15 protein-coding genes are annotated in these 12,988 nt (G+C 40.4%); 4 read left to right on the top strand and 11 right to left on the bottom strand.

The features are described 5' to 3' along the window. Positions 1-21: 21 nt before the first annotated feature. Positions 22-1,152: a glycoside hydrolase family 43 protein gene (locus F0364_RS17760; protein ID WP_153799149.1), complete on the bottom strand. Its 1,131-nt coding sequence runs from the start codon at positions 1,150-1,152 to the stop codon at positions 22-24. Between the two features lie 738 nt (positions 1,153-1,890). On the opposite strand from F0364_RS17760, the gene F0364_RS17755 reads away from it, so the two are divergent. Further along, positions 1,891-2,301: a VOC family protein gene (locus F0364_RS17755; RefSeq protein WP_153799148.1), complete on the top strand. Its 411-nt coding sequence runs from the start codon at positions 1,891-1,893 to the stop codon at positions 2,299-2,301. Positions 2,302-2,343: 42 nt separating this feature from the next. Here the strand turns inward: F0364_RS17755 and F0364_RS17750 are convergent, their stop codons facing one another. Further along, complete coding sequence (locus F0364_RS17750) at positions 2,344-2,817, bottom strand: nuclear transport factor 2 family protein (protein ID WP_153799147.1); 474 nt, start codon at positions 2,815-2,817, stop codon at positions 2,344-2,346. Positions 2,818-3,157: 340 nt separating this feature from the next. Next, positions 3,158-3,559: a hypothetical protein gene (locus tag F0364_RS17745; RefSeq protein ID WP_153799146.1), complete on the bottom strand. Its 402-nt coding sequence runs from the start codon at positions 3,557-3,559 to the stop codon at positions 3,158-3,160. A 190-nt stretch (positions 3,560-3,749) separates the two neighbouring features. On the opposite strand from F0364_RS17745, the gene F0364_RS17740 reads away from it, so the two are divergent. The 3 genes from F0364_RS17740 to F0364_RS17730 all read left to right on the top strand — a co-directional run bounded on the left by F0364_RS17740 (position 3,750) and on the right by F0364_RS17730 (position 5,965). After that, positions 3,750-4,259 (top strand): hypothetical protein, encoded by a 510-nt coding sequence (locus F0364_RS17740; protein ID WP_153799145.1) that lies wholly within the window; start codon positions 3,750-3,752, stop codon positions 4,257-4,259. Continuing rightward, the gene (locus tag F0364_RS17735; protein ID WP_153799144.1) at positions 4,259-4,789 is read left to right on the top strand and encodes a hypothetical protein; all 531 of its coding nucleotides are present in this window, start codon (positions 4,259-4,261) and stop codon (positions 4,787-4,789) included. Before F0364_RS17740 ends, F0364_RS17735 begins: the two co-directional genes overlap by 1 nt. A gap of 204 nt (positions 4,790-4,993) precedes the next feature. Further along, complete coding sequence (locus F0364_RS17730) at positions 4,994-5,965, top strand: SRPBCC family protein (protein ID WP_153799143.1); 972 nt, start codon at positions 4,994-4,996, stop codon at positions 5,963-5,965. 114 nt (positions 5,966-6,079) lie between these two features. On the opposite strand, the gene F0364_RS17725 is transcribed toward F0364_RS17730, so the two are convergent. The 8 genes from F0364_RS17725 to F0364_RS17690 all read right to left on the bottom strand — a co-directional run bounded on the left by F0364_RS17725 (position 6,080) and on the right by F0364_RS17690 (position 12,700). After that, entirely contained in the window at positions 6,080-6,517 is a 438-nt protein-coding gene (locus F0364_RS17725) for a lysozyme inhibitor LprI family protein (protein ID WP_207632742.1), read from the bottom strand. 486 nt (positions 6,518-7,003) lie between these two features. Next, entirely contained in the window at positions 7,004-7,288 is a 285-nt protein-coding gene (locus F0364_RS17720; RefSeq protein ID WP_153799141.1) for a hypothetical protein, read from the bottom strand. 123 nt (positions 7,289-7,411) lie between these two features. Next, positions 7,412-8,041, bottom strand: coding sequence for a hypothetical protein (locus tag F0364_RS17715; RefSeq protein WP_153799140.1), 630 nt, complete (start codon positions 8,039-8,041; stop codon positions 7,412-7,414). Positions 8,042-8,744: 703 nt separating this feature from the next. Continuing rightward, entirely contained in the window at positions 8,745-9,365 is a 621-nt protein-coding gene (locus F0364_RS17710; RefSeq protein ID WP_153799139.1) for a hypothetical protein, read from the bottom strand. 83 nt (positions 9,366-9,448) lie between these two features. Then, positions 9,449-10,027 carry a Crp/Fnr family transcriptional regulator gene (locus tag F0364_RS17705; RefSeq protein WP_153799138.1) on the bottom strand — a complete coding sequence of 193 codons (579 nt, stop codon included), beginning with the start codon at positions 10,025-10,027 and terminating at the stop codon, positions 9,449-9,451. Between the two features lie 235 nt (positions 10,028-10,262). Beyond that, positions 10,263-10,778, bottom strand: a complete 516-nt coding sequence (locus tag F0364_RS17700; protein WP_153799137.1) for a hypothetical protein — start codon at positions 10,776-10,778, stop codon at positions 10,263-10,265. 224 nt (positions 10,779-11,002) lie between these two features. Continuing rightward, on the bottom strand, positions 11,003-11,890 hold the full coding sequence (locus tag F0364_RS17695; RefSeq protein WP_153799136.1) for a restriction endonuclease: 888 nt from the start codon (positions 11,888-11,890) through the stop codon (positions 11,003-11,005). Between the two features lie 258 nt (positions 11,891-12,148). Further along, on the bottom strand, positions 12,149-12,700 hold the full coding sequence (locus F0364_RS17690) for a hypothetical protein (protein WP_153799135.1): 552 nt from the start codon (positions 12,698-12,700) through the stop codon (positions 12,149-12,151). Positions 12,701-12,988 lie beyond the last annotated feature (288 nt).

Below are 12,988 nucleotides of genomic sequence, written 5' to 3'. Positions count from 1 at the left end.
TGCCGGTTACGCAACGCAGTATTATTTTTCTTTTACCGAGCCAGCCGGTAAAGGCTGTGGCGAAGTGGTAGGCCCATCTACGGTTATGCTGCCATCTTTAACCGTCATGCGGTCAATAAAAACCACACGCTCATCGCCGGTAGCGCTTGTACGGGCATGGTACACGCAGAACATTTCCTTTCCATCCGGCGACCAGGTAATTGAGTTGTGGCCAGTGCCGGATACCGTACCGCCCTCTGCTGTATTTTTTTGCAGCACAGGGTTGTTGGGTGCTTTTGTATAAGGCCCAAGTGGCGATTTTGCCGTGGCATAGCCCACCGCGTAATGCTGGCCTGCAAAATTGTTGGCAGAGTACATCATGTAGTAAAGGCCTTCTTTTTTAAAAGTAACAGAGCCCTCCGTCCAGCGCCTGTTTACTTCACGTGCGGTAACAGAACGGCTTTCCCATTCCGCCTGTTTATCTTTCATGCTTACAGGTGGCCGAAGCAGTAAAACAGGTTCTCCCACCACACCGGAAAAATCGGGCTTTAGCTCCACGCCATACACCCAGCTTTCTTCCACCTCGTTAAACCAGCCGTTTTTCTTTGCCATATCGGCTGCTTCACTTTTTACAGCATGTTTGTAGCAGCATCTTGAATAATACAGGTACATTTTGCCATCGGTATCAAAAAACACATTCGCGTCAATAATGGGATAGCCGGGGTCAAAAATAGGCTTGTCGGAAAAATCCACAAACGGGCCTTCCGGTTTATCAGCCACTGCTATGCCTATTTTAAAATTCTCCAGTTCGTTGGTTGGATTGTTTTTCCATTGTGCGCTGTAAAACATGTAATACTTTCCTTTCACTTTGTACACTTCCGGCGCCCAAAAAGCGCCAATGCCAAAAGATTTCAGCGTGTCGCGGGTATATACCTGGCCCAGCGGTTTCCAGTTTACCAGGTCTGTTGACCGGTAGGCGGGGAAACCATCCCTTGCACCTGTGCCATACATGTAGTAGGCGCCATTGTCGTATAAAACATAAGGGTCGCCCAGTTTTACCGGCATTGGGTTAGCGTAAGTGCCTTCCGGAGCCTGGTTTTCCTGTGCGGTAGATGTGGTGGTAATTGTAACAGCAAGCAGCAATGTGGCAAACAGTATTTTGTTGTACAGCATTTGGCGGTGTTTAATGGTAACAAATGTATCCTGTTTAACAGACGTAGCGGCGGATAGTTTTGTACTAACAACCTGGCCAAAGAACTGCTTATTGAATTAGGTAACGTGAGTTTTGGATCTTGTATACTGAAATTCAGATATAAACAAATAAAAATCAGATAGGATCATTCATTTTAACTGCATCATTAAGTTTGGTATGCTTTGTATAAGAAAGTTCTGCTGATGAAATCACAGTAGTACAAAAGCTTAATCAGGGCGAACGGAAGAAACGTGTTGTATATCGTTTCTTCCTTGACTTTTTTTGTTACTTTTTTGTGTCAAAACAAAAAAGTAAAATAAGGTTGTTAAATACAGGTATGTGCGACATCTAAAACCTAAGTTAAGTAAGAATAGTCAGGGCGTTCCGGCGAAGCCGTCGGGCTTTACGCTGCAATCTTTTTGCTCGTGCCTCGCAAAAAGGATTTCCGCTCCAATCCCTAACGCGGCATACGTTTTCATTTCGTCATCCCGGTTGATAAGGGCAACATACGCACAGGACGTTATAAAACCCAAAATGATTGTTGCCGTTGTTGTACATTTATGCACAATGTCATTTAGATAAGAGATGAATGTCAGGTTGAGCCTGTCGAAACCGGTTTTGCAGCCATGTGTTGATGAACCCGCCTTCGACAGGCTCAGGCTGACATCCTTAGTTAAGCAGCACTGACATTCATACGGTGCGGCGATAAACCACTTGTTATGGCTATAGATAAAGTATCCCGCATTGCTACCACTATTTATCCTTTTTTAACCGTAAAAGGGGCGGCCGCGGCTGTGGAATTTTATACCGCAGGTCTTGGTGCGCAGGTATTGGCAAGTTACGAACTGCCTGGTGACAGGCTGGTGGCAAAACTGGCTGTTGAAGGCGCCGAATTTTGGGTAGGGGATGAGGAACCGGAGTTTGGTAATTACAGCCCTGCAACCCTTGGCGGCAGCCCCGTACGCATTATACTTACCGTTGCCGACCCGGATGCTTTTTATACCCGGGCAGTGGCTGCCGGCGCAACGCAGGTTTGCCCTGTAACCACAGAAGAGTCATGGAGAATAGGGAAGCTTACAGACCCGTTTGGACATACCTGGGAAATAGGCCGGCCACTGGATGATGAATAGCCCAGGTTGTTCTAAAAGCAGGCTGGTTAAAAAAGCCGGGGTTTATTTTTCCTGTTGCCGTTTTTTCCATTCTTCCACTGCTTTGTACCAGTCTTTGTTATCGTAGTAGTCGTACTGTTTTACAATCTTTCCATTTTCAAACCAGAAGATGTTCACAAACCTCATTTCGTAAGGAATATCTCCATACACGGCGGATAAAAGCCCTTCTGTTACCAGCTTATTGTCCTGGCTTATCTGCTGGTCAATTCGCCAGGTATAATGGTTGTTCAGGTTATTCTGGTCAAAGTTTTTGAATATCGCTGTTTTTGTATTACCCACCCAGTCATAAGTGGGGTCGTCTATTGTGGTTGAGTCAGCGTAGAATGGCGACAACCTTGCCGCTTTTGGTACACCGCTGTACGCCTGGTAGTATTGCCGCACAAAATCTTTGGGTATAAGGCTTTGCGTAACCTTTTGTGCATGTGCCATGTTGAATACAGCAATAAGCAACAACCCAGCACAGGTAATTTTAGCCATGCATTTGTGTTTTAGAAATAAGGAATTGCAGATGAGTATGCCCCTTAAAGTTATCCTGCGCAATAGAAAACAATGATGGAAAATTGACCAATGGATAAAGCGGTTGAAAAACGGAAAATACCGGTAATTGGTTTTGCTGTACAGCTCAAAAATGTAAACGGATAAACAGGGTTGCGGGTAGGGCTGCTGCATATAGCGGTGCAGTACAAGAGTGCGACGCAAGGAACGCTCAATAGATGTTCCTGCTGCCGGGTACATAAAAAATCTTGATGATATGCCAAGGGCCAGCCGTGGAATACGTGCCGGGAATGGTTGGCACAACAGCGGCTGTTACCCTGTTTCAGGGCCTTATAACCCTTTCTTTGTACCTGTTGTTTAGCTTAACAAAAGTGCCCGTATCCCTTGCACGGATAAGCACTCCGCCATCCAATTCATCAGAAAGCCCTAAAGCAGAGCCGTTTTCTGCGGCGGTAAGTTTTACCAATGGTTTTCCCTGGTTATCAATCAGGCGCAGCAACGTAGTTTGGGGGTATTGTTTGCCATCTACTTCCACTGCCGGCTCTACGGTTATACTGGCCCGTATTTTACCCTGGTTGTCTAATATATGAAGGGCATGGGTTTTTACTACCGGTGCAATGCCTGGCTGTTGTTGGGCCATGGCCGGCCGCATTTGCGCCAAAAGAACAATCATAATAACCAGGTTTATAGCTGTTAACGCTACTGCTACAGGTTGCATTTTCATAATATCCTCCTTGTTTTTTGTGGTACCGCTAATATCCGCTTTATTAAACCGGATAGCTGGCTAACTTGACAAACTGAGCCAAATTGCGGATGTTTGGCAGTTTTTATGCAAGCTGGTTGGTAACATGGAAGAGGAGCAATGTTACCTTTGAATTAGTTTTGACCTGTAATTTTTTTGAGATTTACCCGATATGCAAAAGAATACCGTCTTCAGGCAATACCTTTCTTTGGTATTGTTATTCGTTCCAGCATTGTTGTTTGGCGTTTTGTTTATTCTATTTAAAGCCAATGCGAGTCTTGGCCTGCACAATACTTTTCCCTTTTTACCCTGGCAGTTTTTGGTCGTTGGCGTTTTTGGTATTGTTGCTACTGCAGGCGGTGTATTGGATTGGAGATTTCACCGGGATCCCTTGAATATGAAGATACCCAAAAAAGAAAGGGATGCTGAAGCGCAGGCGCTGGGGTTTGGCGGAATACCGATGTTTTTGTTAATGTGGTGTGCCATGATTAGTGCAAAGCCACAAAATTTTTTGATCCCCATTTTGATTGTACTTATTTATACTGTTGTAGCTATTAGTTACGATGAGTTTGTATTCCATATCAAACGTTGCAAAAGAAGGGAAAATATGTATCACCGCATGCTTGTATTTGGTAATGGAATAGCCTGGCTTGCGTGGTTTCATTTTATATACTGCAAATAATGCATTACAAAAAACTGCTTGCAGAAGCCGAAGCATTTTTAAAAGACAACCCGGAATATGTGCGGCAAACTTTTACCCTGCAGTTATTTAATGTTGGCGCTGCCTGGATGGCTACAAAACTGCAACAACTTGATAATAGCAGAAAGGTGCATGTTAACCCAGGGACAAACTTTACTTTTTACGGGCTTTTGAAGTATGGTCTGTGCATCGTGGCTTCTGTGATTGCATGTTGCTTTTTGTACAGGGAGAGTATTTTTCTTGTTCCCGCGGCATTTTTTGTGTTTTACCTATGCGAAGTGCATTTGTTATTTCTGTTCCCCCTGTTGATTGATAATACAACTAATCCTGTCTGGAAGAGCATACGGCATACGTATAAAATTGGCTTGTTGAATGCATTAAGTAGAGTTATTCCTATAAGCTTATATATGATTGCTGGGTTATTTAACATTAATACTGCTTTTAAAAACTGGCATGCAGGCAGCATTGCTATTTTAATCTGGTATAAAAATGAAGTTAGAAATAGGGCATAACAGTGTTTACAAAATAAGAACTGCGCATTATTCTGCCAACATACAGGATTTTGCATATAATATATTTTTGACCTGCATTTTAGAATTTACGTAAGCAAAGGCCCGGGGGATACGCTGCCTGTACGGTTAATTGTACAAAAGATATGATATTTGTTACTGTTGGCCCTTCAGCGCCATAAGTTTCACAACCTTAAAAAACCAAAAATGAAAACTATCCTGGCTATTACTGCTGCTACTATTTACGGGTTATCTATAAGGCTTTTCTTCGGCTTTCTCGACCAGTTTATGGGTATCATGAGCCTTTCTTTTTTAGTAATCGTACCTGTTCTAATCGGGTTTCTTACTGTTCGTTTAATCCCCAGGCATAGAATAAAGAGTTCCGGCGCTGCATTCGGTTATCCTGTTTTAACATGTGTGGTAATACTTGTAATAACTATTGCTTCAGGAATTGAAGGCGATATATGCTGGATGATGATGTTTCCTTTCTTCGCAATCCTGGCTGGCCTTGGCGGGTTGCTTGCGTACAAATGGAGAAAAAAGGATGATTTGGATGATGATTATGAAATTGGCGATGAAAATTCCGATAAACTAAAAATCTCTCTTGTGTTGCTTGTTATTCCTGTTTTAGGCGGGACATTAGAAAATGACCGGAGCCTGAGTAATGAAGAAATAATTGTTAGCAGGCATATTGTAGTAAAAGCGAATGCCGCTGAAGTGTGGAAAAGTATTGTGGCCCCAAGGCTGGATAATCCTGAAAAACATGCTACCCGTCTTTCATCTTTCCTGGGTTTTCCGAAGCATATTTATACAAGTCTTGACACGGCAGCAGCAGGCGGTAAGCGAACCGCCGTTTATGAAAAAGGATTGATTTTTGATGAAGTTATCTCAAGATATGAAGAGAACAAAGCTTTAACCCTGGATATCAAAACGGATGCTGGCAAAATACCGGCAGATGTTATGGATGAGCATATTGTAATTGGGGGTAAACACCTTGATATACTTGAAGATGTATATAAGCTTGAATCTATACCTGGTGCGGGTACCAGGGTTACTTTGTCAAGCAGGTTTGTAATTAATACCCCGTTTAACTGGTACGCAGCAATGTGGGCCAAATATATAATAGCCGATTTGCTGGAAGGCGAGCTGGATTTGATTAAACTTCGCAGTCAAAAGTAGTAAGCCCTCCTATTCAATACACCTATTTCCTTGCCGTTGTTGATTAATAATTTATAGATGAAAGGTAATTATGAAGCAGCCATCTTGCAAAAGTTCTGTTATGCGCCTGAGTAATTAGTTCAATTCTTCTTTTAGCTTTTCAAGTTCGCCAATGCGATTGACAGTCATTTCTCTAAGACAGTTTAAGTAGGCCGCAGCCTGTTCGTGACAACTGCCACAATTCTTAAATTGGTCATGCACAATCGAACAGTGTTGGTCACGAAGCTTACGCCATGACTGTTGAAGGGCAACGACTTTTTTATGCAATGTCTTGTCGCTTCGTTCATCGGCTATTTTTAGTATAGAATTATAAGTAATAACCAGCAGTGAGTCACTTCTTTGAAAAGCCAAATTTGCACAGATGCGGCTGGACAAACCGTCTCCATCAGGATGGTCACAGTTTACTTTAGCTGCCATTTTCACGTAACCTTGCTCTTTAATTTGATCAATCCGGCCCTGTGCAAGTAAGAAAGAAGGAAAGAATAAAACGAGAAATAATAGACGCTGTCTCATGGCTATGTGCCGCATAACAATTTATATCCGCACCTCTTTCCAGCCGGATACTCCAAAAATACGGTATTCCCTTTTTTTGTTTTCAATACTTTAACTGCTTGCCGGATGGTGGGGTACTGTAGCGCAAATCCGCAAAAAACATTCGCACAGGCAGCGGCATTTACTTTAAGGGGTAGCCGTTTCCGTTGCATGTTTCTGGCGCCAAAGGCGGCAGAAACGGAGGTTTTACGTTGGGAAGCTGGGATGGAAGGGTTCACCTGGTTTATTCGGTAAAGCTACCCGGCCGGGCTACGGCGGGTAGTTGCCGGCCTGGGAAAATAGCTTAGGGCAGCGGCAAAACTTCGGAAAACCTGGGAAAGCTGCTTTTCTGCCTGCGGAGGGTAAAAAAAACAGGAAAGCTGGCCGGAATAATGATTTACCGCAGGCCGCATATGGTCTTTTGCATGCTTCAAATCATCTTAAGTATACCGAAAATGATGTTCCGTGTTAGACATCATCCTGAAAAGAATGGCAAGTAACTGTGATGCGTGGAGACATGCGCAACGGAATGACAAGCAACTGTGAGACGTAGAGACGCCACGGGGTGTAACAGGCTGCGCCAGGCTCCAGACGGTTGTGGTGCAGCGGGGGATGTTTGTTGAATTCAGGAGGCTTCCGTGAAGCAAAGTAGATTAAAGAAAGTGTTGATATTTCAAACTGTCCTGTTTTCAAGATACCAAACTCAAAGCTGCGATTAATCTTGAGTTGGCGCTGAGATTTTTTGTCTGGCATTCTTAGGAGAATAGCGGGTATTGTGTGTTAATTGTCAATTGTTTCTAGCCTGCCGCAAAGCCCGGTACCGGAGACTAACTGCGGAGAGGTACTTCGGCTGGACGCTTTGGGGAAATGAAGTTGTTAAAACGTAAACCCAAAATGAAATCCCGGTTCTCCGAAGACAAATTTTGACCATTTGTCGTCTAACTGTTTAAATCCATCAGGCATTGTTGTGTGATAAGCACGGTGGGTAATTGCAATGGATGGTTGAATAAAAAAACGGTCTTTAAAAAGTTTGATGTGATAACCAACACGGTAGGTATTAAAAACCTGAAATCCATTATCAATTTTTTTGCCTTTGTCGTTTACAAAAGTTTGCCAGGTAGGCATTATATTAAGTTCGGCATATAAACCTTTCCACAAAAATCGTTGATAAGCCACTGATAAGCCATATTCACGAACATATCCCGGAAATTCTTCTTCCGGCTTTCCGTATGAGTTGTTTAAAAATGGGTGAATACCATTCGGCCAGGCATATTTCCAGGTTTTTGGTTCTAATGTAATTACATCTTTTCCTGTAATACGATAGCCGAAATTGAGTTGAACAAAGTCGGGGCTGTTTGTAGAAACTAAATTTCCTACTAATACAAATAAAGAGCTGCCAACGAACCACCGTTTATAAGTGCTGTCTGTCTTAGCATATTGTGCTTTTAGTTGGAGCGTACCTGTCATCATTAAGATAAAACCAATGAATAAAATTTTTTTTTGCATTTCTTTCCTTTTTATAATAATTTGTATTGCAAAAGTGGATTGGCGGGATGCAATAACTCGTTCACTTAAGTTAAGAAATACGTTTTGGCTCTTTTTTTCAGGATTCTTGCCCTTAGTCTGCTGAATGATTGAAGTTTGATGCCTGAACAGCTTGCTAATTGATGTTGTGGCACATGCTTAGTAAGGTCTGGCTGTGATTGCAATAAATTCAAATATTGTTGTTCAGGTGAAGTCTTAAACTTGCCAGAGTCTATTTGTTGTTTAGATAAAAGTATTGTTTGATTTTTGCGACTCTTAACTGTATGTACACTAACAACGCTATAGTAAGAATTTCAGCTAAAAAATATGTCAATCCTATCTGTGTCAACCCGTTGCAATAGATATATAATAACGTTATTGTTAAAATACAATACAAAAAATTACTAATACCTATTGTTCTTAAATATGGCGTCCAGCATTCTTTAATAAAAAAAGTAACAAGACGTAGAATGAGCACAATAAATCAATCCAATTACTGATAAGTAAGCTAAAATGTATACTGGCATGCCAAAGCAATCGGAGTAATGCCTTAAAATAAAAAACAAGGAAAATATTGTCCATGGTGCACCCAAATCGCCAAGTAAAAAAAGGTTCTTGGTTTTCTTGAAAAAAAATCTATAGTGCTTTTGATATAATTTTTTCTTGTTAACCCACTCATAGGGTATTAAAAATTATACCCGAAATGAAGCCCGGGTTCGTAAGGAAAATAGTTAGGCCATTTATTTTCTACTAATTTAAAAGATTCCGGTGTATTAATTCTTACAGGCCAATGAGTCAAACCAATAGATGGTTCAAAAAAGAAACGGTTTTTAAAAAATTTAAGTTGGTAACCCAAACGGTAGGTCATATATAACGTGTATCCATTTCCAATCTTTTTATTATTCTCATCCATATATTTTTCAAAAGCATTCAATGCATGAACGGATGTATATACTCCTTTCCACCAAAAACGCTGGTATGCTAATGTAGGTGCAAGTATGCGTGCATGTCCGGGATAGTTTAGTCCCGGTGCATCAAATGATGGCCCCCAGGGGATACCTATTGGCCAGGAATAAATGGATCTTTTAAACTCAAAGGAAACAACATTTTTAGGTGTTATCCTATATCCGAAATTCAATTGTATAAACTCCGGGTTATTTACTTTAGAAAAATTTCCAAGCAGCAAGAATGTACTACCTACAAACCACTTTTTATAATTACTGTCTTGTTTGGCATCTTGTGCATTCACCTGTAAACTGTTTGTCAGCACTAAGGCAAGTCCAATCCATACAATTTTCTTTTGCATATCTTCTCTTTATTGTTAAATGATGCTGCAAAAGTGGATTAGTGAGATGCGATAATGCGTTCACTTAAGTTAAGAAATAGGTGTTAGCTCTTTTTTTCAAGAATTCTTGCTCTTAGTCTGCTTAATGATTGAGGTTTGATACCTAAATAGCTTGCTAGTTGGTGTTGTGGAACACGCTGAATAAGATCCGGTCTTTTTTGCAGTAGGTTCAGGTATCTTTCTTCAGGGGAAGAAGTCTTAAACTCGTCAAAGTCTATTCGCTGTTTTGCTAGCAATTCTTCCGACAATTTTCTGCACATTAGTTCAAACTTTGGAAACTTACAGTTTATTTCTGCTTCCATATCAGAATTTGAAACTGTAAGGATACTGTCTTCTACACAACTTATAAAATAGTCAGAAGGAGTTTTATTGATAACACAGTGGGGTGTTAAGACGTCCATTTCTGTGTAGAAAGCTGTTGTTTTTTCTTCTCCGTCTATCATGTAATAAGTACGGATACAACCTTTTAAAACAAAGTAACTTTCTTTAGAGTTTTGTCCTTCTTTGAGTAAAGTAGTACCTTTCTTTACCGAGTGAAATAGGTCTAACGAAAGTAATGCGCTCTTTTCATCATCTGTCAGAGAAACGTATTTTGATATAAAGTCAAAAAGTATATTTTTCATTGTTTTATTGTTGCTATCATCTGTTACACATACCACTAACGTTCGAATATTTGAACAGGAAGGGCATTCGAAAAACGTCCACCCCGGAACTGCTTTCGATTAAAGATACAGAAGTTGAAATTATATTCTGTTACACATCCGTGTTTGGTCAGCCGGATATGTGGCTGATAGGCACTAAGATGAGGATTTACGGTTGCCATTCCTGGTACCAAACTGTATGTTACACTATTTATTTTCATTTCCTTCCTTTTTTAATGTAGTCGTCAAAATTCTTAAAGTCTCCAGTTATCATGTTTTGCCTATCAATAGCAATATAGTGTCCAGGTTTGCTTTTTAGTGTGTGAATTATTTTTTTGTCGAGACTATACCTGTCGAAAATGTTTTCTATAATAATTGAGTTTGAGTTGTCAATTGGAAATTCGATTAAAACTTCTCCGTCATCGTGACTGCCTATGTTTATCCCGTTCTCCAACTTAATGTCGCAGTTGTGAATATAATAGTCAGGATTGTTTATGAAAAAATCATTGAAATCACCAATCGTTTCAAAACTCACTGTTACAATCTCATCTAAATATTTTTTTTCGTTTGTGTAGGCAACAATTTTAGCGGAAACGATTTTTTTGTCTTGAGATAACAGTATTGTTGCTTGTAAGGTTGACATTTCTAGAAAATAAAAACGTTCCGTCATTGCGGTTGGTCTGTCATAACTTAAAAGTTGAATTGTCAGGTAACTATCTGCGTCTAAAGGCATCGTCATTTAATTGGTTCAAACGTTCGGGGCTTACCGCAGGGCTGGAATTTTTGCTGTGTCTGCCCGGCAAGTGAAGCCGATTGAAATACTGATGTTGAAGTGGACAACTAAAAGCAAAACAGAACTGGGTTAAGCCTGATATTAGCCGATAGTAGCGTTAAGATCATCATTTATTCATCTACGCCTGCTAAAGCAAAACGGCCTGCTGCCCGAATCTGTTAGCATTATAGATTGCTAAACCAATCAGTTTTGACTTCTACGGTTTCGGTTAGCTTTGTCTCAACCCCGAGTTTTAATTCTTTGAGCTTGTCACACAAAAGTTCTCCGTCAATAAGGTCAATAGGTGGTGCGCCGTCCCTTGTGGCTTCTTTGGTTGCCTCTCTTGTGAATGTCCCTGTCGTAATAAAAAGTCCTTTGTCAGCACGACCTTGCATAGCACCTCTAAAATCTCTTATTTTATCGGGTGTCACGGAACTTCTATATCTCTTACATTGAAAAATAACATGGAAGCTTAGAAAACCACTTATTCTTACAATCCCTTTTCCGTCTATTCCTCCGTCGCCTGTTTTGCCTGTTACTTCTACCTGGAAGAAACCACTCTCTCTTAAGATTCTTTGTGCAAGTCGTTCAAAAGCAGAAGGCGGAATGTTGTAAAGTGTATTTAATAATTGTTGTTTCCAATTTTCAGATGCTTCAACTTCAAACTCTACTTCTTTTTCTGTTTGCTTTTCTTGTTCTTCCTTGCTTTCCGTCTTTGTTGTCGTTAGTCTCGCCTGTTCTCTAACTGTTCGCTTAATTTCGTCCGGGTCAATAGTTGAAATATTAATATCTGGTTTTGATAAAGCCCAAATTCCTCGTGACGAATTTTCAAGCAGTCCAAATTTTTTAAGATAAGTTCTACTCCACGCCAACCTATAATCAACTTCGTTTATTGTTCCGTCTTCGCCATGAGGAATTTGTAAAATGTCGTCGTGAATTTGAGCTATCTCGTAAACTTTTCCATTTATTTCTTCAATTGAACCAGAACCGCCAAGCTTTTGCAAAGCTTGAATAGTCGGAATAAGTAAATCGTCAAAAGTCGGAAGGCTGGAGTTTATTTTTTTTCTTGCCATTGAAGTTTTGCTATGAATATTTTGATGTGTTAAAAAGGGTTGCAGGCCACGAACACGGCTTGGCCATATGCCAGTATTTGAAAATCGTCAGCCCGTAACCGCGCCTAAATTTATTAATAAAAGTTCATTTTTTATTCTGTTGCTTGGTGTAATCAGTTGGCTATAGGTGAGGCCAAATATTGAGCAAAGGCTGAAAATATATTTGTCGCCCCGCTATATTGCCAAACTGCCTATCGTGCATTCGGGCTATTGTATGCGTTATCTTTCAACCTTTGTCAATTTTATGCTGTCATTTGTATTTCTAAATCCGAACAGAAACTCATTGCTTATTGCAAGTATTGTTTTGTCGGAAGTTAACAAGTATTCACTTTGATTTGTAAGATATTGCCCGTTCATAAAACCAGTTGAATAGCTAGGATTTTTCCTATAAGCAATATTGAAATTTGTGTCAAGTTTGGAAAGTGTAATTTCAAACGTCGTGTCGTTTAAATTAAATTTCCAACGCTCGTATCGCTTGCTTTGGTGCCTGTTTATACCGTCAATAAAAAGAAAGTAGAAAAGAATTGATGCAATAATTGAATTGACAGAAAATAATCCAGAGTATTGATTTTTAATAAATGCTAAAACCACTCCGATAATAATATTGGTAACAAATACTGCTGGAATTAAAAACAGTAGTCCAATTGAAACACTTGGGTCTGGGTCAATTCGTATAACCCAAAATCGAATTACTACATAGTCCAGTATTATTAAAACTATAAGTTGAATTAAGTATTGTAGAAAACTCTTACTTCGTTTGGGTTTGTCCATTTTCAATTTGGTATCATGTTACTTTTGCCTGACGCACAACATCCACATCCTCACCTCTTTCCGCATCCGGATACTCCAAAAATACGGTATTTCCCTTTTTTGTTTTCAATACTTTGACCGCTTACCGGGTAGAGGGGTGCTGTAGCCAAATCCGCAAAAAACATTCGTACAGGCGGCGGCATTTACTTTAAGGGGTAGCTGTTTCCGTTGCATGTTTCTGGCGCCAAAGGCGGCAGAATGGGGCTTTTACGTTGTAAAGCTGGTGATGAATCCATAACTAATTTACCC

Origin of the sequence: Foetidibacter luteolus (assembly GCF_009650435.1) — a bacterium.
Taxonomy (GTDB): domain Bacteria; phylum Bacteroidota; class Bacteroidia; order Chitinophagales; family Chitinophagaceae; genus Foetidibacter; species Foetidibacter luteolus.
The sequence above is the reverse complement of the archived record's forward strand: the minus strand, read 5'-3'. Positions and strand labels throughout refer to the sequence as shown.

What these genes read in the sequence shown, in the direction of transcription:
- F0364_RS17760 (WP_153799149.1), bottom strand. Translation starts at nt 1,152, where the DNA reads ATGCTGTACAACAAAATACTGTTTGCCACATTGCTGCTTGCTGTTACA.
- F0364_RS17755 (WP_153799148.1), top strand. Translation starts at nt 1,891, where the DNA reads ATGGCTATAGATAAAGTATCCCGCATTGCTACCACTATTTATCCTTTT.
- F0364_RS17750 (WP_153799147.1), bottom strand. Translation starts at nt 2,817, where the DNA reads ATGGCTAAAATTACCTGTGCTGGGTTGTTGCTTATTGCTGTATTCAAC.
- F0364_RS17745 (WP_153799146.1), bottom strand. Translation starts at nt 3,559, where the DNA reads ATGAAAATGCAACCTGTAGCAGTAGCGTTAACAGCTATAAACCTGGTT.
- F0364_RS17740 (WP_153799145.1), top strand. Translation starts at nt 3,750, where the DNA reads ATGCAAAAGAATACCGTCTTCAGGCAATACCTTTCTTTGGTATTGTTA.
- F0364_RS17735 (WP_153799144.1), top strand. Translation starts at nt 4,259, where the DNA reads ATGCATTACAAAAAACTGCTTGCAGAAGCCGAAGCATTTTTAAAAGAC.
- F0364_RS17730 (WP_153799143.1), top strand. Translation starts at nt 4,994, where the DNA reads ATGAAAACTATCCTGGCTATTACTGCTGCTACTATTTACGGGTTATCT.
- F0364_RS17725 (WP_207632742.1), bottom strand. Translation starts at nt 6,517, where the DNA reads ATGAGACAGCGTCTATTATTTCTCGTTTTATTCTTTCCTTCTTTCTTA.
- F0364_RS17720 (WP_153799141.1), bottom strand. Translation starts at nt 7,288, where the DNA reads ATGCCAGACAAAAAATCTCAGCGCCAACTCAAGATTAATCGCAGCTTT.
- F0364_RS17715 (WP_153799140.1), bottom strand. Translation starts at nt 8,041, where the DNA reads ATGCAAAAAAAAATTTTATTCATTGGTTTTATCTTAATGATGACAGGT.
- F0364_RS17710 (WP_153799139.1), bottom strand. Translation starts at nt 9,365, where the DNA reads ATGCAAAAGAAAATTGTATGGATTGGACTTGCCTTAGTGCTGACAAAC.
- F0364_RS17705 (WP_153799138.1), bottom strand. Translation starts at nt 10,027, where the DNA reads ATGAAAAATATACTTTTTGACTTTATATCAAAATACGTTTCTCTGACA.
- F0364_RS17700 (WP_153799137.1), bottom strand. Translation starts at nt 10,778, where the DNA reads ATGCCTTTAGACGCAGATAGTTACCTGACAATTCAACTTTTAAGTTAT.
- F0364_RS17695 (WP_153799136.1), bottom strand. Translation starts at nt 11,890, where the DNA reads ATGGCAAGAAAAAAAATAAACTCCAGCCTTCCGACTTTTGACGATTTA.
- F0364_RS17690 (WP_153799135.1), bottom strand. Translation starts at nt 12,700, where the DNA reads ATGGACAAACCCAAACGAAGTAAGAGTTTTCTACAATACTTAATTCAA.